Annotated in this window: 16 protein-coding genes; 7 read left to right on the forward strand and 9 right to left on the reverse strand. The window is 52.6% G+C overall.

Annotated features, from left to right (window positions below; genetic code table 11):
• The first annotated feature begins 55 nt into the window (after positions 1-55).
• Genes GZZ87_RS09165 through GZZ87_RS09180 form a run of 4 tightly spaced genes read left to right on the forward strand, consistent with a single transcriptional unit; the run spans position 56 to position 4828 of the window.
• Complete coding sequence (locus GZZ87_RS09165) at positions 56-1909, forward strand: ABC transporter substrate-binding protein (protein ID WP_162026923.1); 1854 nt, start codon at positions 56-58, stop codon at positions 1907-1909.
• Positions 1906-2880, forward strand: coding sequence for an ABC transporter permease (locus GZZ87_RS09170; RefSeq protein ID WP_162026922.1), 975 nt, complete (start codon positions 1906-1908; stop codon positions 2878-2880). The genes GZZ87_RS09165 and GZZ87_RS09170 overlap by 4 nt, the downstream gene beginning before the upstream one ends.
• 1 nt (position 2881) lies before the next feature.
• On the forward strand, positions 2882-3934 hold the full coding sequence (locus tag GZZ87_RS09175) for an ABC transporter permease (protein ID WP_162026921.1): 1053 nt from the start codon (positions 2882-2884) through the stop codon (positions 3932-3934).
• A gap of 54 nt (positions 3935-3988) precedes the next feature.
• Positions 3989-4828, forward strand: coding sequence for an ABC transporter ATP-binding protein (locus GZZ87_RS09180; RefSeq protein ID WP_162026920.1), 840 nt, complete (start codon positions 3989-3991; stop codon positions 4826-4828).
• 81 nt (positions 4829-4909) lie between these two features.
• Here GZZ87_RS09180 and GZZ87_RS09185 read toward each other — a convergent pair whose 3' ends face one another.
• The 4 genes from GZZ87_RS09185 to GZZ87_RS09200 form a co-directional block, all read right to left on the reverse strand.
• Complete coding sequence (locus GZZ87_RS09185) at positions 4910-5251, reverse strand: HigA family addiction module antitoxin (protein WP_162026919.1); 342 nt, start codon at positions 5249-5251, stop codon at positions 4910-4912.
• Between the two features lie 6 nt (positions 5252-5257).
• A complete protein-coding gene (locus GZZ87_RS09190) occupies positions 5258-5536 on the reverse strand; it encodes a type II toxin-antitoxin system RelE/ParE family toxin (RefSeq protein WP_162026918.1) in 279 nt (92 codons plus the stop codon).
• 214 nt (positions 5537-5750) lie between these two features.
• Positions 5751-7121, reverse strand: coding sequence for an alkyl/aryl-sulfatase (locus GZZ87_RS09195; RefSeq protein ID WP_162026917.1), 1371 nt, complete (start codon positions 7119-7121; stop codon positions 5751-5753).
• Between the two features lie 19 nt (positions 7122-7140).
• Positions 7141-7329 carry a DUF4250 domain-containing protein gene (locus GZZ87_RS09200; protein WP_162026916.1) on the reverse strand — a complete coding sequence of 63 codons (189 nt, stop codon included), beginning with the start codon at positions 7327-7329 and terminating at the stop codon, positions 7141-7143.
• 105 nt (positions 7330-7434) lie between these two features.
• Between GZZ87_RS09200 and GZZ87_RS09205 the strand changes: the two genes are divergently transcribed.
• Positions 7435-8244: an ATP-binding cassette domain-containing protein gene (locus tag GZZ87_RS09205; protein ID WP_162026915.1), complete on the forward strand. Its 810-nt coding sequence runs from the start codon at positions 7435-7437 to the stop codon at positions 8242-8244.
• Positions 8245-8290: 46 nt separating this feature from the next.
• Here GZZ87_RS09205 and ptsG read toward each other — a convergent pair whose 3' ends face one another.
• From ptsG to GZZ87_RS09230, 5 genes are all read right to left on the reverse strand, one after another.
• Entirely contained in the window at positions 8291-10087 is a 1797-nt protein-coding gene (gene ptsG / locus GZZ87_RS09210) for a PTS glucose transporter subunit IIBC (protein WP_162026914.1), read from the reverse strand.
• Positions 10088-10107: 20 nt separating this feature from the next.
• Positions 10108-12630 carry a phosphoenolpyruvate--protein phosphotransferase gene (gene ptsP / locus GZZ87_RS09215; RefSeq protein WP_162026913.1) on the reverse strand — a complete coding sequence of 841 codons (2523 nt, stop codon included), beginning with the start codon at positions 12628-12630 and terminating at the stop codon, positions 10108-10110.
• A gap of 184 nt (positions 12631-12814) precedes the next feature.
• On the reverse strand, positions 12815-13636 hold the full coding sequence (locus GZZ87_RS09220) for an AraC family transcriptional regulator (protein ID WP_162026912.1): 822 nt from the start codon (positions 13634-13636) through the stop codon (positions 12815-12817).
• A 73-nt stretch (positions 13637-13709) separates the two neighbouring features.
• Positions 13710-15656 (reverse strand): ATP-dependent DNA helicase RecQ, encoded by a 1947-nt coding sequence (locus GZZ87_RS09225; protein ID WP_162026911.1) that lies wholly within the window; start codon positions 15654-15656, stop codon positions 13710-13712.
• 308 nt (positions 15657-15964) lie between these two features.
• Positions 15965-17548, reverse strand: coding sequence for a leucine-rich repeat domain-containing protein (locus tag GZZ87_RS09230; protein WP_162026910.1), 1584 nt, complete (start codon positions 17546-17548; stop codon positions 15965-15967).
• Positions 17549-17890: 342 nt separating this feature from the next.
• On the opposite strand from GZZ87_RS09230, the gene metK reads away from it, so the two are divergent.
• Complete coding sequence (gene metK, locus GZZ87_RS09235; protein WP_162026909.1) at positions 17891-19051, forward strand: methionine adenosyltransferase; 1161 nt, start codon at positions 17891-17893, stop codon at positions 19049-19051.
• 44 nt (positions 19052-19095) lie between these two features.
• The gene (gene ahcY, locus GZZ87_RS09240; RefSeq protein WP_162026908.1) at positions 19096-20541 is read left to right on the forward strand and encodes an adenosylhomocysteinase; all 1446 of its coding nucleotides are present in this window, start codon (positions 19096-19098) and stop codon (positions 20539-20541) included.
• The last annotated feature ends 177 nt before the right edge of the window (positions 20542-20718 follow it).

Below are 20718 nucleotides of genomic sequence, written 5' to 3' on the forward strand. Positions count from 1 at the left end.
TACGGACAAAAACGTTGAACAAAACTGTCAGGGCGGTTTCGTAGGCTAAAACTTCATGGCATTCTCAATTCTCCGTCACACTGCGATACTTCGAGCCCTCTTTTGCGGAGGGCTGGCAGCGTTTGTCACATCAGGTTGCGATCCTGTGGTGGAGCGACCGGTTGCGGAAGTGGCTCCGATTCCTAAGGATGCGGAGGTGGTTGAGTTTCCAGTTGGTGAATATGGTGCGAATGTGGTCGAGACCATCCCTGGAGATTTGGCGACGCTGAATCCTTTGGTGAATGAGTCGGTTGCGGGATCGGCTGCGATTAATCGTATTTTAGATAGTCTGATCACGCTGGATGCGGAAAGCGGCGAAGTGATCCCGAATCTGGCCAAGTCTTGGGAGATCTCGGAGGATAATTTACAGTATACCTTTCACTTGCGTGAGGGCGTGCATTGGAGTGATGGGAATCCGTTTACGGCCGCTGATGTCGTGTTTACCTGGGGCACCTTTTTTGCGAAGGAGATCGACCCTGAAACGGGCGAGCCTGCTGAGGGTGAGGACGGCAAGGTGAAGTATCGCTATAATTCGCGTTCGACCTTTGGCCAAATGATTAACGGCAAGGAGCCGCAGGTGGAGCAGTTGGATGACTATACGGTGCGCTTTACCACGCCGGAAGTGTATGCGCCGTTTCTATTGTTTGGTGGTGGTGAGGAGATTTTGCCGAAGCACATTTTGCACGAAGCGTTTGAAGATGGCACTTTGATGGATCAATGGAGTGTCGAGACGGCGATCAACGAGCCATGGAAGATTGTGGGGCTGAACATGTTCGTGCTGGAGTCGTATCGTCCCGGGGAGCGCATCGTCTTTGCGCGCAATCCGAACTATTGGAAGGTGAATCCTGATGGCCAGCGTTTGCCCTATGTGGAGCGGATCATCACCAAGATCGTGCAGGACGTGAATAGTAGTAATGTGGCATTTGCGCAGGGCTTAACTGATTTCGAAACGATTGCGCCTGATAACGTGGCCTGGGTGAAGCGCGGTGAGGAACGCTTTGATTATACGATTCTGGATATGGGGCCGTCGAGCACGACGAATTTTATATGGTTTAATTTGAACCCGGGGAAAACCGAAGAGGGTAAGCCGTATGTGGAGCCGTATAAATTCGAGTGGTTTTCGGATAAGCGTTTTCGACAGGCGATTTCGTATGGCATCAATCGTGAGGGAATTATTCGCGGTGTCTATTTCAACCGTGCTGATATTCTGAATGGCTACGTGTCTCCTAAGCGTAAGTTTTGGTATAATGATGGGATTCGGAAGTATGGCTATTTGCCTGGCGAATCTCGGGCCTTGTTTGAGGAGTTGGGGTTCGAGTATCGCGGTAAGGATCTGTATGACGCGAAAGGGAACCGTGTGGCGTTTTCGATTATGACGAATTCCAACAATGGATTGCGCGTTGAGATGGCGACGGTGTTTAAGGAAAATATGGCTGAGCTAGGGATTGATGTGGAGCTGCAGTTTCTTGATTTTAACACCATCATTAATAAAACCTCCGACTCGTTTGATTATGAGGCCTGCATGCTTGGTCTTGGTGGCGGGGCGCCCGATCCGTATGCGGGCAAAGATATCCTGATGAGTGGTGGCCGTATGCATTTTACGAATCCACAGCAATCGAAGCCGGGCACGGAGTGGGAAACTCGTATTGATGAATTGATGCGCGAAATCGGTCGCCATACCGATGTTGAAACACGCAAGGCTTACTTCTTTGAAGTCCAAGAAATTATGGCAGAAGAGCAACCGATGATCTTCTTAGTCAGTGCCAAGGATTTTGTAGGCTACCGCAATCGTTGGCAAAATATCGAGCCGACATCTTTGGGCGGACTGACCTGGAATATGGAATCTTTGTGGGCGGAGGTGGACGAATGATCGGTTTTATTATTAGACGTCTGTTGACGCTGATTCCGTTACTGCTCGGCATCACGATGCTGGTGTTCATCTTGATGAGCCTAGCGCCAGGTGATTTCTTAACGCCGGTCAAAGCGCAACGCGATGTGCCGATCGAATTGATCCAGGCGATCGAGATCGAATTCGGCTTGGATCAGCCGTGGTATGTGCAGTATGTGAAATGGCTGGGCAATGTGTTTGAAGGGAATCTTGGGCATTCGTGGGCATACAAATTGCCGGTGAGCGATTTGATCGGTCAGCGACTCTTTGCCACGTTTTTACTATCTGTCTGTGCCTTCGTCTTTTCGTGGGGTATCGCAATTCCGCTGGGTGTGTTGGCCGCGATTTATAAGGACTCCATCTTTGACCGAATCTCTGCCGGCTTGGCATATGCGGCGCTCTCAGTGCCAGAGTTTTTCTTGGCCTTACTGTTGGTCTTCTTTGCTGCGCAGACCGGGTGGTTCCCGATGGGAGGGGCGACCTCGATCGAATACGAGTATATGGGATTCTTTGAGAAGATCGCCGATCGTGGGCATCATTTGATCTTACCGACGCTGGCGCTCGGGATCGGTTCGATTGCGAGTATCATGCGTATCATGCGTGCTAACTTTTTGGATACAATTCGCGCTGGGTTTGTTACCACTGCCCGCGCAAAGGGACTGAGTGAATTCGTAGTGATGTTTAAACATGCGCTACGCAATGCGATTAACCCGTTGGTGAGTGCCTTTGGTTTTGCGTTCTCCGGCTTGCTGAGTGGTGCGTTGATGGTTGAGATCGTGCTGCAGTATCCTGGCCTGGGGCAGTTGATGTATCAGTCGATTTTACGCGAAGATCAATTCGTGGTGCTGGCTTCGGTGATGATGGGGTGCACGATGTTGGTGTTAGGGAATTTGCTAGCGGATATTTTACTGGCTTGGTCGGATCCGCGTATCCGTTTGGAGAAGAAGAAATAGCATGATCATTTGGGGAATTATAAAAGAAGTGATGCGTCGTCCGCTGGGGATCTTATCCGGTGGGGTGCTTGTGTTGCTTTATTTGAGTGCCTTATTTGCTGACTTTCTCGCGCCGTATTCGACCAACTTACAAGACTTGGAGCGCACCTATCATCCGCCGACAGGATTCTTCTATGCGGACGGAAGCTTACAGGCGCAGGCTTATGAGTTGGTGGATCCGACCGAGGCGCGCTATGAGGCTATTGAAGGCAAGGGGTATCCGATTCAGTTTTTCGGGCGTGGGTTCGAGTATCGCTTACTGGGGCTGTTCAAAACGGATCGGCATTTATTTACGATCGAGGACGAGGGCGGGCGTGTTTATTTATTGGGCAGCGACTCGACGGGACGTGATGTGTTTTCGCGGCTGATTTTTGGCTCTCGGGTGTCCTTGTTTATTGGTCTGCTCGGGATCACGATTACGACGACGTTGGGGTTCTTAGTCGGTGGATTTAGTGGCTACTTTGGCGGGCGCTTTGATTTCTTCGCGATGCGCTTTGTGGAGTTTATGATGGCGATGCCTGGGCTGTATTTGTTGTTGGCCTTGCGCTCTGCGCTGGCACCGCACTTCGCCTCGGATCAGATGTTTTTTGTCATCGTGATCATACTGGCGTTGATCGGTTGGGCAGGGACAGCGCGTGTCTTGCGTGGTATGACGCTCTCGATTCGACAGAATCAATATGTGATGGCGGCCGAGGCGATGGGGCAGAATCCGTTTGTGATTTTACGGAAGCATGTGCTGCCGAATCTGGTCAGTTATTTGTTGGTGGCAGCAACGCTTTCGATTCCTGGTTATGTCTTAGGTGAGGCGGCGTTGTCCTTTCTCGGCTTAGGCATTCAAGAGCCGTCTGCGTCGTGGGGCTTAATGCTCTCGCAGGCGCAGGATGTGAAAGTGTTTTATCTGAATTTCTGGTGGTTGCTCACGCCCGGCGCTGCGATTTTTGTAACGGTGATCGCGTATAACGTGCTCGGTGATGTGCTGCGTGATATTGTGGATCCGAACATGAAAACGCGGTAGAGTTGAAACCGCGAATGGACACGAATACACACGAATCTCTAAATACGAAAATTGATGTCTGAATTACTAAAAGTCTCTGATCTGCGGATCGCGTTTCACTCGCGTGGTCAATCCAACGAAGTGGTGCATGGTATTAACTTTTCGGTGGATGCTGGTGGTAAGACCGTGGCGATTCTCGGTGAGAGTGGCAGTGGTAAGAGTGTGACGTGTATGTCGCTGACTCGTCTGTTGCCGGACGCGCCGACTTGCACGGTAAGCGGTGAAATTTTGTTCGAAGGGAAGAATACTTTAGAGATGGATCGCGATGCGATTCGTGGGGTGCGTGGCAATGGCATCGCTTATATTTTTCAAGAGGCATCGGCCTCGTTGAATCCAGTCTTCACGGTCGGGCATCAAATCGCAGAGGCGGTGAAGTTACACCGACCTGATATTACGGATGTCACTGCGCGTGTCGTGGAGTTATTGGAGTTGGTTGGGATTCGCGATGCCGCGCAGCGCTACAAAGCCTATCCGCACGAGATGAGTGGCGGTATGCAGCAGCGTGTGATGATTGCAATGGCCTTGGCCTGTGAGCCGAAGCTGCTCGTTGCGGATGAGCCGACCACCGCTTTGGATGTGACGATACAGGCACAGATCATGGATTTGCTGCGTGAACTTCGCGCAAAGCTTGGCATGAGCGTTGTGCTGATTACGCACAATTTCGGCATCGTCAAAGGTTTCGCCGACGAGGTGATCGTGATGTATCGTGGCGACATCGTGGAGCAAGGGCCAGTGGATGAGGTGCTGAACAACCCGCAGCATGCGTATACTAAAGCACTGATTGCCTGTATCCCGAAGCTCGGAGCGAAGCAACGCCGTTTGACGACGATTGAAAAGGAAATGGCACTGGATTAAGGAGTCGGTTGTAGGGGCTTTGCTTGCGAAGCCCGTTCGTATGTTTGGCTACCACTGCAGCGGCTGAAGTTGGAGAGATTCTTATGCCCCGTATCTGCCTTTGTCTTCAGCTACCGCACTATTCTCAATTGGCTCAATGCGTTGTCGCATGGCCGCCTCTTTTTCGATGCGGACTAGCCGCAGGTCATATTGTGTTTGCAGGTTGATCCAAAAGTGGGCGTCCATATTGAAGACGATACCTAAGGCGAGCGCGGTCTCGGCCGTTATGGCACGGCGGCCTTTGACGATTTCAGTGATGCGGGAGGCGGGGATGCCTGTGCGTCGGGCGAGTTCGGCCTGCGAGATGTCCAAGGGGGCGAGAAACTCGCGCAGGAGAATACCGCCTGGGGTGGCTTGTTGCCATGCTTTTTGTTCGGGAGTCATCGCGGTTTAATGATAATCGGTGATTTCGACGTCGTAGGCGTTGCCGTTTTCCCATCGGAAGCAGATCCGCCATTGGCTATTGATACGTATGCTGTGCTGGCCTTTGCGGTCACCGCTGAGAGTTTCTAGGTGATTGCTTGGTGGTATACGAAGTGAGTCGATTGAAGTGGCGGCGTGTAGGATTGAGAGCTTGTCGACTGCACGCTGTAAAATAGTGGAAGGGAGCTTTGAGCGCTTGCCTTCCCAAAGCGCTTTAGCGGATTTACCTTTAAAGCACTGAATCATTGCTGTTTAAAATTACGCAGAGCGTAATTTTTGTCAAGTTTGAAGGCTTACGTATCGCGTAACTTTATTTGCTTTCTGGTTCGCGTCGCCGGGAATCGGTTACGAATGCAAGACCTGAGGCGGTTATTACGATTCGACTGTAGTCCATTCACACATTTCGTAATGTCTTCCCCATCCCGCTACGAAGTTTGAGTGTTTAGGAACCCGGTTCCGACTAATCCTCGCCAGTGGCTGCTTTGCGCAATTCCTGTGCAACGGTGAGGTAGTAGTTGCGCCCAGTGGCAGTGAGTAGGTTCTCGGCGAGGCCTTCGAGGGCCTCGGCTTTCATTCGCTTTGGACTCGCGGCTTCAGGATGGAGTGCGATGAGATGATCGGCTAACTGTGCGGCCCATTGGTAGTCCTTTGCCTGCAATGCTTGAACAGCGGCTTGTTCCAGTTTGTCTGTGCCGCCGGCAAGCGTGGCCATGCGCTCGGCCTCTCCTTTAATAGGCAGAGAAAAGAGCGTAGTGGGGTTGCCGTCGAACCAACCGAGTGTGCCGGCGAAGATGGAGCGCACAGACCATTCGATGTTACCGTAGTATTCTTTGAGATAATCTTTGTCGGTATACTTAGCGGGAAGTGTTACATATTCTACCAACTCGTCGGGTGTCATACCTTGGTTCATGCCTTCGATGGTTTTGTCAAAGACGAAGCGAATGGCGTCGCGATAGTTGGTGAGCATTTCGATGACGAGTGCCTGGTCGAGAATTGGGCGTGTGTGGCCAGGCACTAGCTTGGCGGGATGCTCCTGTAGCATCTGATCGACGCTGTTCGCCCATGCTTGCACATCGCGATAGGCCGAGCCGCGGATTGCGTAGAGATTCGGCCACGACTTGTAGAAGTTGTCTCCGGAGAATAGCACGCGCTGCTCAGCATACCAGATGTAGAGAGCGTCTGCGGTTTCGCCGTTGATGGAGACGAGGTCTAGTGAGAGGCCAGCAACTTCGATAGTTTGACGTGCTTCTGTTAAGTAGTGGGTTGGCTCTAGGGACTCATCTGCGCTAAACACTGCTCCGCCACGCTTTGGGTAGTAGGCCTGCGCGATCCCGTTGTTGATTCGTTTCTCTGGCGGTAGGAGGAAGCCGCCTTGGCGGGCGCCGCGCTTTTTATTAATATCTAGGCCTGCCGCTAGGAAGGCATGGTTCTCGTCGCCGAGGTTGTCGCAGGCCCAAATCTCGGGTGATCCTTCGGCGGCAAAGACGGGGAGCCCGCCTGTGTGGTCTCCGTGACCATGAGTGAGGATGATCGCTTTGACGGGCAGTTGGGTGATGGTGCGGAATTCGGTCAGCACACCTTGCGCAGATGGCACGTCTAGGCCGGTGTCGACAATGATGATGCCATCGTCGCCGATGATCATTGAAACTGGCTGCACGGAATAACCTGTTGCGGTGTAGACGTTGTCGGCTACTTGGATGAGGTCTTTGCGGAATTCGGCGCGGCGCTCGGTGAGGAGCTTGGTGGCTTCGGATTCAGCATGGGAGATCGCAGGCAGTGTCAGCAGTGCAACGAGAACGGATGTCAGTTTGATGAAAGGCGGTGTTTTCATGTCGGTGGGTGTAGTTTTATTACCGGAACTGCCGCTGTTCGGGCATGTAGTCGTAGCCTGCTTCGGCGAGGCGCGTGGTGAGGATCTCGGCGTCGAGATCGTGTGTCTTGCACAGGTCATCCAGCGATTCGCAGTGGTTGCGGATTGTAGTATTAACGACGCCGACCAACAGGTGCGGATCCATTGTTTGGTAAGTGCTTAAATCCATGCGAATAAGGCTAGTTTCAATGCTCGGCGGTTCAAGTGTAAGTTGCAATTTGAAGCAATGCTTGCGCATCCATGAATGACGGCTAATTTGCTGGCATTCTTATCTATGAGCGAATCATCACCAGACCAATCACCACTTCTTTCTGTTCGCGATCTGCAGGTGCATTTCCCGATTAAAGGCGGCGTGTTGCAGCGCACTGTGGATTATGTGAAAGCGGTGGACGGTGTGTCGTTTGATGTGCCGCGTGGTAAGACCGTCGGCCTCGTTGGCGAGAGTGGCAGTGGTAAGACGACCACGGGGCGTGCGATCGCACGGCTCGTGCCGATTACGGCGGGCACGATTACTTATGAGGGACAAGACCTCGCGCACTTATCGCGGGCTGCATTTTTTGATTATCGGAAAAAGATTCAGGTCATCTTTCAAGATCCGTTCGGTTCGCTCAATCCGCGTATGACGATTTACAGCATCATTGCGGAGCCGCTGGATATACACTTTAAGGATTGGTCGAAGGCGCAAAAAACTGCTCGTGTGGCAGACTTACTCGAAAAGGTCGGCTTGAGTGCGGACTTTATGCAGCGCTACCCGCACCAGTTTAGTGGTGGCCAACGGCAGCGTATCGGCATCGCCCGCGCTTTGGCTGTGGAGCCAGAATTCATTATTTGCGATGAGCCGGTGAGCGCCTTGGATGTCTCGGTGCAGGCACAGATTGTGAATCTGTTGCAAGACCTTCAAGAAGAGCTCGGGTTGACGTATTTGTTTATCGCGCACGATCTCGCGGTCGTGGAGCACATTAGCGATGAGGTGCTGGTCATGACTGAAGGTAAGATTGTCGAGCAAGCGACGGCGGATGAGATTTATAATAACCCGCAGCATGAGTATACGAAAAAGCTCTTGAATGCCGTGCCGAGCCTGTAAGGGCTCGACACGGTTCAAGAGCTTTGTGTCGTCGTTTTTTTTGCGCTTAGCTAGTCAGTGTCTTCGCAAACACTTCCGAACTCTCGCCGACGATGAGTTGCAATTCACCGTTGTCGAGTTCGACCACACCTTGCACGCCGTAGCTCGGGTTGAGCAGCTGCTTGGTGTCGATCGTCTTTTTGAGGATCACATGTAGTCGAGTGTGTGCGTATGCAAAGACGTCGTTGAGATTCTCAGTGCCTCCCAGTGCTTCGAGCAGAGCGTTCGCATGTTCGAGCACCTTGGGGTCTGACTCCGTGCTTTTGACTGTTTCGGTCGGAGTGGACGGTGAGTGGCTTGCGACAGTATTCTCACCGAGATCTGCTTCCGAACCAGCGGTTTTCAGGTATTGCTGCATGTCGGTCATTAAGTTCCCGGAGCGCGTGCCGAAGATCGCTTGCACGCCATCACCAGCAGTCACGACACCAGCAGCGCCGAGTTCTTTGAGGCGAGCGATGTTGGCTTTACTTGGATCGTTGACGCTAATGCGTAGTCGAGTGATGCAGGAATCGAGCGACTTGATATTATTACGGCCACCGAAAGCGAGGATCAGTTCTAGAGCAAATTCACTCTCGTCGGTGACTTCAACTGCACCGGATGTGGAATCGTCATCATCTTCACGTCCAGGTGTTTTGAGGTTGAACTTAACAATCACGAAACGGAACAGTGTGTAATAGATCGCAGCCCAGATTGGCCCGAGGATTAAGAAGGCTAGGCCGTTGGTCGATTTGCTGAACAACACGACATAGTCGATCAGTCCGTGTGAGAACGTCGTGCCGTGTTTTACATCGAGCAAGATGCAAACCAAGTAAGCACAGCCAGCGAGCACAGCATGTATTAAATACAGCAGCGGAGCGACGAACATGAATGCGAACTCGAGTGGCTCGGTGATACCTGTGAGGAACGAAGTCAACGCAGCCGAGATCATGATACTACCAATCATTGCCTTCTTTTCAGGCTTAGCGGTATGCCAGATAGCGAACGCAGCAGCGGGAAGACCCCACATCTTGAAGAGGTAGCCACCAGCCAAGTTACCCGCTGTCGGGTCACCTGCGATGAAGCGATGAATCTCGCCATTGATGGTCTCGCCGTTGGCGTTGACGAATTGACCGACTTCAAAGAAAAACGGCACATTCCAAATATGGTGTAGGCCAAATGGGATGAGCAGGCGCTCAACAAAACCGTAGACCGTAAAGGCAACTTCGGGGCTACTGTGGGCAGCCCACTCTGAGAAGTTGTGGATTTGTGCACCAACCGGAGGCCATGCGAAGCTCAGTGTAATGCCGAGGAAAATCGCAGCGAATGCGGTGATGATCGGCACGAAGCGCTTGCCGGAGAAGAAACCTAGGTAGCTCGGTAATTGTATTCGGAAATACTTGTTAAATAAGAACCCCGCCAGGCTACCAACGAGTATCCCCCCGAATACTCCAGTATCGATACTCTCAACTCCCATGATTGTTTTGGTTTCGACGCCCAGAGTCGTCGCCATTTGTCCCATCGAGGCGAGCATCACGAAGAAGCCTACGGTAGCGGCGAGTGCTGCCACACCGTCATTCTCAGTGTAGCCGAGTGCGACACCGAGTGCGAAGATCAGCGGCAGAATGCCAAAGATCGCGCCGCCAGCAGTTTCCATAAACGCAGAGATGTCTGAGGGGATAAATGATAAGCCTGCGGCGCCGAGTCCGAGCAAGATACCCGCTGCTGGTAGCACGGAGACGGGCAACATCAGTGCCTTTCCGAGTTTTTGCAGGTTTGCGAACGCACCTTGTGCGAACGACTTGAGTGTATTGTTATTCGTATTCATCGAATGATCCTTTGTTAAAATTAAAGACTGGAGACTAACTCGCGCACTTCAGTGGCATCTTTTAGAGACAACGCTTTTTTAGCGAGGAGACGGCACTCATCCATTGAGAGCGTCCGGATTTGGGCTTTGATGTCTGGTATTGAAAGTGCGGATACACTGAGCTTATGCACGCCTAGGCCAACGAGTAGGGCGACGGCTTGCGGGTCGGCAGCAATGCCACCGCAGACGCTGATGCGCTTGTCGGCATGATTCATCGCATCGGCAGCCATGCCGATGAGTCGCAGGACTGCGGGGCTTAGGCCATCGGCTTGCGCCGCAAGTTTTGGATGCCCTCGATCAATCGCCAATGTGTATTGAGCCAGATCGTTGGTGCCGACTGAGAAGAAGTCGGCGACTTCGGCAAAGGACTCGGCCATGAGTGCGGTCGAGGGCACTTCGATCATCAAGCCAACTTTGACTTCCGGTAGCTCCAGTGCCTTGCGCTCTTCTTCGACGATCGCTTTGGCGCGAGTGAAGTCGGAGAGCGTCGTGACCATCGGAAACATGATTTCCAGTGGGCCTGCTTCAGCAGCACGTAGGATCGCGCGAATCTGTGTGCGGAAGATGGCCGGGCGATTCAGGCTAACACGAATACCGCGCTCACCGAGGAACGGATTGTCTTCTTTCGGGATCGGTAGGTAGGTCAGTGGCTTATCGCCGCCCACATCCAAGGTTCGAATCACTAGCGTTTGCGTGTCGCCGTGCACCTTCAGCATTTTGCGATAGACTTGCTCTTGCTCATCTTCGGTCGGTGCTTGGTTGCGGCTTTGGAAGAGCAGCTCCGTGCGGAGCAGGCCGACGCCTTCGCCGCCAAATTGCACGCCGTGTTTCACGTCCTGAAGGTTCGCGGCATTGGCTACCACATTGATGGTGTGCCCATCTTTAGTGATTGCCGGTTCCATGCAATGCTCACGATTTTCAGCGCGTTGCTTGGCAAGCGTCTCAATCATTTGGCGCGCTTGGCTGAGCTTTGCTTCGGATACATTGAGCTCAGCGGTGCCAGTGTTACCGTCCAAGATAATCGAAGTGCCGTTCTCTAGGCTCAGTGCGCGACGTTCGATGCCAGCAATCGCAGGCAAGCCCATGGCACGAGCCAAGATGGCTACGTGTGAGGTGCTGCCGCCTTGCACCGTCGCAAATCCACAAACCTTCGTGCGATCTAGTGTGGCCGTTTGTGAAGGTGTGAGATCTTCGGCGATCACGATGCTGCCTGTTGGGATTTCCAGTGCTTCAGCTTCGTGGCCAAGAATACATTTCAGCGTGCGCTCGCCAACATCGCGCAAGTCGTTGGCACGTTGTGCGAGTAGGGTGCTTTCGAGTGCTGCCAGGCTGTCGACCTCGTTCTTGTAGGTCTTTTGCCATGCGTAAGCAGCGCTCTTGCCACGGTTGATTTCGACCATCGCGGCGTCGAGTAGTTCAGGGTCGTCCAGTAACTCTTGATGTGCCAAAAAGATTTCAGCTTCAGCTGATTCAGCACCTTCGAAGAGTCCCTGCAACTGCCCGATGGCGGTTTTAACGCCTTGTTCGATTCGCTGCTTCTCGATGGATGGCTCCTCGCCATACTCTTCGACGTGTAGCACGACCTTACGTAGCTGATAGACTTTGCCAACGGCGATGCCTGTCGATGCGCTGACACCGGTGAGCTTATTCACGTCGCCGGACTCTGGCTCGGGTGAGCTCTCGGGGGTATCGATTTTTGATTCAGTGTCGACGGTCGTGCTTGTGACATCTTCGCCTAGGCCAGACATGATCTCAGCGGTTAGGGCTTCGATCGCTTCAGCGGCATCCGAACCGGATGCACGAATCAGCACCGTTGCCTGTGAGCCAATCTCCATTTTCATGATGGCGGTCGTGCTCTTGGCATTGGCGCGTTTCTCTCCGCATACGATCTCAATTGCGGAGTCGAACGACTTTGCTTTTTTCGCCAACACCGCAGCCGGTCGTGCATGTAAGCCCGCCGGATTCGCCAGTTGGATTGGGCTGGAGTTGATTGCGGATGCCGTGTCGAGCTCCTTGCTGTTCGTATCAGCGGTCGCTCCGATGACAGTGAAGAGCCTGTCCTTGCCTGCATTCACAAATCCAGAATTTGTATCGAGCGTGAGGTTCTCGCTGTTGGTGATGACGATTTGTGTGAGTAAGCTTTTTGAGTTGCGAGCGACATAGTCCATGTCGAATTCGATCAGTAAGTCGCCGCTAACTATACTTTGGCCTTCTTTGACTAAAGGTTTAAAGCCTTTCCCTTTGAGGGCGACGGTATCGATGCCGATGTGCATCATGATCTCCAGTCCTGCACTGGTCGTGAAAGTGACCGCATGGTGTGATGGGTGGACCTGCGTGATTGTGCCATCGCATGGGGCGAGTAGTTGGTTGGTTGTCGGGTCGATGGAGACGCCGTCGCCGACCATACGTTGGGCAAATACAGGGTCGGGGACGTTCTCGATCGGCACCATTGGCCCTGACAAGGGAGCAAGGAGTTCTAGTTTGTTTGGGGTGTCTGACTTCATTGTTCTTTGATCATTACGGGTTCGAATGATTGAAGCATCGTTAGGGGTAGGATCGTGGGGATACTTTTCCTAATGATGATTCGCGATGTTTAGAAGTATATCTAGTTTGGTCGAATGTGAACATAGACAAAACGCGCATCTTGCATGACTGTTTTCGATATGATGGGGGTAATCTTGCTTTAGATTAGCTATTTAGAAAATCGCGTGGGGTGTTGCCTATGAGTGTTTTAAAGCGCCGGCTGAAGTGAAATGGATCGGCATAGCCTAGTAGATCGGATACCACATTTACGCTGAATCCGTTCTGAAGTAGCTCTTTTGCCTTCTGCGCACGCACGGTGTCTTGGAATGTTTTGGGACTGAGCCCCGTCTCTTGTTTAAACACACGGCGCAGCTGCGCTTCACTTAAATGGCAGAACTCGGCCATTTCGTGACTGTCACGCCAGATCTCGGGGTGTTGCCGGATGGCATCGATCAAGGCTGCGATACGTGAGGGTGCTTCAGTGCTGCTTAAGCGTTCGACTTCGAGTTCAGTAAATAAGTGAAACAACGCACTATGTGCTCTGAGCGCACCTGCTGGAGTGCCTTCTTTGGCATGTCGTATGATGCTGAGCAAACGCCTGGATGCGCCGATCGAGCGCACCCCTTCGTTTAATAGATTCGTCTGTTTTAAGTGTTCAGCTAAGCCACCGTTGAAGCAGATGCAGTCCACCGTTGCATCGCCTGTTGCAGCTGCAAAGTCGAATGCCGTGTCTGGATAAAACAGCAGGCAATCACCAGCCGAGACTGCGGTGCGCGCATCGGATTGCGTCCAAAGCCATGCACTACCTTGGGTCACATGCACGATGCTATAAAAGTCTAGGCCGCGTGGTTGCACATCGCTGCGTGCTTTCAACGTATACGACGTCAGCAAACCGAACAGATCCATTTCGATCGCATCGGAGGCCACATCTTCCCTGAAGTAGCGTATCAGATTGTCTTGAAGATTAAAATTGGGGGTAAACTGCATGCTGTAAGCTACCAAGCATATGAAAACTAATCATGAGTATCAATGCTTCAGAGCAATAAAAACTTGGTTTTTATTAGAGCTCGGTATCGATCGCTTGAGTCAATCGGTCGCGGGCGCGCAGCACTTCAGCAAAGGCCACTTCACTGTAGCTACCGAACAGCGGATTGCCGCGCAGGCCCCGCGTGGCGGAGACCGCAGGGGAATTGAGGCCGCAGAGAAAGCGGGCTTGCTGGCGTGGACGGCTAAGTGCTTTGGCGTTCTTTGCTACGAGGGCAGTGAAGTTGCTCAGATCGGTGTTCTCAATGCTGGCATGGTGGCGCTCCGTTAGCTTCGCGGGCGCATCGCCGAGGCAGATTCCGCAATGGCCGCAGGGCTCAATCGGTTCGCCGAAATAGTGGAGCAATTTACCTGTCAGGCAGCTGTCGCTTTGCGCATAGGCGAGCATGGATTCGATGCGGCTGATTTCCATCGTTTCGTGTTGCAGGAAGGTTTCCTGTAACTGTTGGCACAGCGCCGGGATGTCGACGTCTTGCTCTAGTCGGCGAAAGCGTTGCCGGTAGCCCGCGAGTTGTAGTTGAGCGAGGCCTTTGTGTTGTAGGCTGTCGAGTGCGCGTAGGATCACGTTGCGCTGCTGACCGGTGTGTGCCATCGCTTTGTCGATGTCTAAAGTGATCCACTTGCGTGCCTTTGTGCAGCAGGTGAAGATCTTACGGATAAAGGCGGCTTGGTTGTCGGGATACTGCGCGAGGATTTCGGCACTGCTGCCTGATGGTGCAAATCGAATGTCGCCGTAGTAGTGGCCCTCGGAGCGGATGATGCCTTTGAGCTCCAAGCGCGTGAGCAAGGTATTGACCACCAGCTGACGAATGTCGTGGCGACGTGAAAGGTCGGTGATCGCAATGTCGATTTCGTCATCGGAGCCGAGCAACTCCGTGACGATTGAGGTGATGCTCGATGGATCAGGCGTGTCACCATAGACGAAGTTTTCCAGGGCAGTGCAATCATCCGCGCAGGCGAATAGCTCGCAAACCGAAGGCGCGCCATCTCGACCCGCGCGGCCGATCTCTTGCATGTAACTTTCGTAGCCTTTGGCCATCTGATAGTGATACACGTAGCGGATGTCGGACTTATCGACGCCCATGCCGAACGCAATCGTCGCGCAAATGATGGGCACGTCGCCGTTCATGAAGGCCTCTTGAGTGGCAACGCGGTCTTCGGATTTCATGCCCGCGTGGTAGGCCTTGGCGTCGAAGCCTTCTTTGACTAAATGCTCGGCGACTTCTTCGGCATGACGTTGGAGGCTGACGTAAATAATCGTAGCGCCCGCGGGGCGTTCCTTCATGCGCTGAACCAGAAGCGCCGGTCGCTCTGAGTCGCTGCAACTGGTAACGCGCAGCTCTAGGTTGGGGCGATGAAACCCTGTATTGACGATGTCGCCCTCCGCGATGTCGAAGGCGCGTGCCATATCGTCGGACACTTGCGGCGTGGCCGTCGCGGTGAGTGCCAGCACACGCTCGACCTTTAGTTCTTTCGCGGCGCTGGCGAGTTTCAGGTAGTCGGGGCGGAAGTTGTGACCCCACGAGGAGATGCAGTGTGCCTCGTCGACAGCGAGCAGGCTGATGCGTTGATCGTGGATGAGATTCAGGAATCGCTCGTTGCCAAGGCGCTCGGGTGCGACGAAGAGTAGTTTGAGTTGTCCACCGCGAATGTCTTGTGTGACGCGGCGATAGGTTTCTTCGTCGAGGCTGGAGTCTAGGCGTTCCGCCGCGACGCCGCGTGCCTGCAGGCTGTCGATCTGATCTTTCATCAGTGCCAGCAGGGGCGAGACGACCAAGGTCAATCCCGGCAGTAGAAGGGCGGGGAGTTGGTAGCACAGACTCTTGCCCGAACCCGTGGGGAAAATGGCGCTGGCACTGCGTCCTTCTAAGAGCGTCTGGATGACCTGCTCCTGTCCGGGGCGAAACGCGTCGAAGCCAAAAGTCGTCTTGAGGATAGAAAGTGGGTCGGTCTGTTCGGTCATGGGTAGGGGAGAAGAACTGAGATCTGTCCTTGTGTCATGTTTAAACCATGCGAACGGCGCAGTTGTGTCTGCGCAGAGATTGGGCGTAGCAATGTGACGCGAGTCACGTCTTGCAGAGTGTTGGCGGCGTGCTGCGTCGACCTCGCTAGCGCGAGTTCGCTAGGTGGTTGTGCGGAGGATCGGTTGTAGCATTGCTACGCCATCTTCGGCAGACCTACGTCCTGCCTTATACCGAGCCTAGGTCCACTTTTTTATCTGACTTCTTAGTCTTGGGTGGATTCCAGTGATACTACAGCTCCCTTGTCGTGTTACTCGATCGCACTGATCCGCATGCGGTAGAATACGGATTCTGTTCCATCCACCGGTAAATCTACGGTTGGCTCACTAGGATCTGCCGAGAAGGTTAAGCTTTCATCAACCTGCCAACTTTCGGGGTCGCTTAGGTCTGTTGTTGATTCGATGGCAAATTGGCAGTGTTCATTGGGCGGGCTATAGTGCATTCGCATGCTTTCATTTCCGTGGCTGTGCCAACTTTTGAAGTTGGAATCCTTATGTAATGGGTTCGTTCCGAGCACACGTTCCAGTTTATTGGGAACTTGATCACCGTCACTGTCCTCATTGAGGGCGAGCGTTTCACTTGCGTATCCTTTCCAAGTCGGCGTGGTAAGCCACGATGCATCCTCATAAAAATACACTTTGAAAGCAGTTGCGTTATTTGAGAAGACTGATGAGGGCAGGCTGACCGAAGCATCTCCGTCGAAGATGACACTTGTCAGGTTGCTGCAATGGCTGAAAGCACTATAGCTAATACTGGTGACACTGGCAGGTATCGTCACGCTGATCAGGCTGGTGCAGTAGCGGAAAGCCGAGCCGCCGATACTAGTGACGCTGCTGCCGATTGTCACGTTTGTCAGGCTGCTACAGTTGTTGAAAGCAGAACCTCTTATAATGGTGACGCCGCTGCCGATTATTACGTTAGTCAGATTGCTGCAAAAACTGAAAGCTGAACCGTCGAGACTAGTGACACTGTCCGGTATCGTCACGCTAATCAGGCTCGTGCAGCCCGCGAATGGTGCCCAGCCGAGACTAATGACACCGTCAGGGATTGTAATGCTGCTCAGGTAGCTGCAGTGATAGAAAGCATAATCGGCGATATCAGTGACGCTGGTAGGAATTGTGAACGCCCCAGTCTTTCTAGCTGGATAATGAATCAGTGTTGTTTGGCGCTTGTTAAATAAAACACCTGCGATACTGGAGTAGTATCGATTGTCCAGATCTACATCGATACTTATTAGGTTGTCGCAGTTGGTGAAAACCGAAGAACCAATCCTGGTAATACTGTCAGAGATTGTGATGCTGTTCAGGTAGCTGCAGCGATAGAACGCCCGATCATTGATCCTGGTGACGCTGTTAGGGACTGTGAACGCGCCAGTCTTCTTACTTGGGTATTTAATTAATGTTCTCTGAGACTTGTCCAATAGGGCACCGTCTATACTGGAATAGTATTGGTTGGAGGAATGCACATCGATACTCGTTAGGTTACTGCAATCCTGGAAAGCGCTGTCGCCGATATTGTTGACGTTGACGGGGATTGTCACGCTCGTCAGATTTTCGCAATTATCGAAAGCCGAATCGCCAATACTAATGACACTCTCGGGGATTGTCACGCTGGTCAACCTTCTACAATACTCGAAAGCCGAATCGCCGATACTGGTTACGGGCATGCTCTCAATGGTTTCAGGGATTACCAACTCACCCGAAGCATAGGCGTAACAGTCGGTGATGGTAATGCTATCTTCATCTATCACATAGGTTAAATCACTAACGTCAGCTGCATTTGAGCTAACCTGTAGGCTGCAGATGATAAAGATGCTTAAGAGTAGGTGTTTCATATGAATTTACGTGCTGTTGGGAGTAGTATTCTGATCCAGAAGTGGAGTCAGGCAGGCTGATGTCAAACTAACTGTATGTTGAATTTGGATTTTTTGATTTAGATGGCAGTTCCTCTCGCTCGACACTGGCGTGTGATCTGCAATCGCGGGGTAAACCCGCTCTCTGCAAGCTTCGCGTTTCTTGGCGTAACTTCGCGGGCAAAATATGTTGATTCGTGTGGAAGGGATGCCTGTGTCGAAAGTGGCATTTGTCGACGAGTCGAATTCATACATATCATTTTATCCTGATATGTTGATAAGTTGCTTGATTAATTTGGAGTATTGGGATTACTTACCGGTCTTATGAGCAAAAATTTCATCTTTTCTTCCGAGTCTGTGGGCGAAGGTCATCCGGATAAAGTCGCTGATTATATCTCAGACAGCATATTAGATGCGTGTCTTGAGCAGGATCCCAATAGCCGTGTGGCGTGTGAGACATTGGTTAAGAGCAACTGCGTGTTCCTTGCTGGGGAGATCTCCACGAATGCGAAACTCAACTACGAGGAGATCGTTCGCCAAGCGATTCGTGAGATCGGTTACACCAACGACGACGATATCTTCCATGCGGATCAGGTCTTCGTCTCGAATATTTTAACGGCACAGTCCTCCGATATCGCACAGGGCGTGGATGCTGCTGAAGCTGCTGGCAAAAAAACTGCCGAGCAGGGTGCGGGTGACCAAGGCATTATGTTTGGTTACGCTTGTAATCAAACTCCTGAATTGATGCCTGCTGCGATCATGTATGCACACCGTCTCCTCCGTGAGATGGCACGTCAGCGCAAGGAGCTTAAAGTTGATTGGCTTCGCCCGGACGTGAAGAGCCAAGTCGCACTCGAGTATGTGGACGGTCAGCCAGTCGCCATTAAGAACGTGGTGATCTCAACGCAGCACGCGGAAGGTAAAGCGCACGCCGAGATTGAGGCATTTTGTATCGAAGTGATCCGTAAGGTGCTGCCAGCTGAGATGCTGACCGATCAGACCGAGTATTTGATCAACCCAACGGGTAACTTCGTAATTGGCGGCCCGCAAGGTGACGCTGGTTTAACTGGACGTAAGATCATCGTGGACACCTACGGTGGTTGGGCGCGTCACGGTGGTGGTGCTTTCTCTGGTAAAGACCCATCCAAGGTGGACCGTTCTGCAGCCTACTTTACGCGTTGGGTGGCTAAGAACATTGTCGCCGCTGGTCTCGCGGATGAGTGTGAACTACAAGTCGCTTACGCGATCGGTCACCCATACCCGACCAGCGTGCACGTTGATACATTTGGCACTGGCACCGTGAGCGATGCCGAAATAGCGGCTGCAGCACAGAAGGTTTTTAGCTTCAAGCCGGCCGACATCGTCAGCCAGCTCGATCTGCTGCGCCCGATTTACCGCGAGTCCACACACTACGGTCACTTCGCCAAGGACAACCTTCCATGGGAGTCCACTCACAAAGCCGACGAATTGAAGGCTGCACTGTAAGGAATACGACTAAGAGAACGATTAGGATTCGAAATTAAACTATTATGAGCACAGACACACTTACCAAAACAGATTATAAGGTCAAAGACATCACACTTGCGGACTTCGGTCGCAAGGAAGTCGAGATCGCACAATTCGAAATGCCAGGTCTTATGGCGACCTGCGAAAAATACGCGGATGAGCAACCGCTCAAAGGCGTGCGCATCATGGGCTCGTTGCACATGACCATTCAGACCGCGGTCTTGATCGAAACGCTTCAGAAGCTCGGTGCGGATGTGCGCTGGTGCTCTTGCAATATTTTCTCCACACAAGATCATGCTGCGGCCTACGTGGCGAAGAATCTCGGTGTGCCGGTCTTCGCTTGGAAGGGTGAGACACTCGAGGAATACTGGTGGTGCACTGAACAAGCGCTCACATGGCCAGACGGTTCTGGTCCAGAGCTCATCGTCGACGACGGTGGCGATGCGACGCTACTGATTCACAAGGGCTATGAACTTGAAGATGGTAGCGACTGGGTGAATTCCGAGTCCGGCAGCCATGAGGAGTCTGTGATCAAAGCACTGCTCAAAAAGATTCATGCTGAAGATTCTTCGAAGGATCACTTTCACAAGGTCGTCAAAGACTGGAAGGGTGTTTCGGAAGAAACGACTACAGGTGTGCACCGTCTCTACGAAATGCACAACGCGGGCAAGCTCCTCGTGCCTGCGATCAACGTGAACGACTCCGTGACCAAGTCGAAGTTCGATAACCTCTATGGCTGCCGCGAGTCGCTACTCGATGGTATCAAGCGTGCAACCGATGTAATGATCGCGGGTAAAGTCGGCGTCGTCTGTGGCTATGGCGATGTGGGCAAGGGCTGTGCGGCGGCACTGAAGGGCATGGGCGCGCAAGTCGTCGTGACCGAAGTCGATCCGATCTGCGCACTTCAAGCTGCAATGGAAGGCTACCGCGTCTTAACGGTCGAAGATACACTTGGCTGGGGTGACATCTACGTCACCACTACAGGTAACTACGGCATCATCACTGCAGACCACATGTCGAAGATGAAGGATCAAGCGATCGTTTGTAATATCGGTCACTTCGATAACGAAATCGGCGTGGATGCACTCGACAAGATGCCTGGCGTTGAAGTTGAAATGATCAAGCCTGACAACGAAGGTGCCGTGGACAAATATACCTTCCCAGACGGTCACAGCATCTACTTGCTCGCCAAGGGACGCCTTGTGAACCTTGGTTGTGCAACAGGTCACCCGTCCTTTGTGATGTCCAACAGCTTCACCAACCAAGCGCTCGCTCAAATCGAGCTTTGGAGGCAAGTTGAGAAATACACTCCAGGAGTTTACATCTTGCCGAAGCACATCGACGAAGAAGTGGCACGTCTGCACCTCGAAAAGATTGGCTGCAAGCTCACTACACTCAGCGAAGAGCAGGCCTCTTACATCGGCGTGAAGCCATCTGGCCCATACAAGCCAGAGCACTACCGCTACTAGGTCGGAGGGATGCGCTTTGTCGCGTCTACAGTAGATCCTATTTTCGAAAGCGTCCTCCTCGGAGGGCGCTTTTTTTGTTATGCTGCCGCGAATCCAGTGTTGTGAGTTTCGTTGGGAGGGATGGCCTACGCGCCGTCTGCACTGCCTAAGCGCCGAGCCTCAGCACAGAACCAAAGC

The sequence above is a fragment of the Lentimonas sp. CC4 genome (assembly GCF_902728235.1).
Lineage (GTDB): Bacteria > Verrucomicrobiota > Verrucomicrobiia > Opitutales > Coraliomargaritaceae > Lentimonas.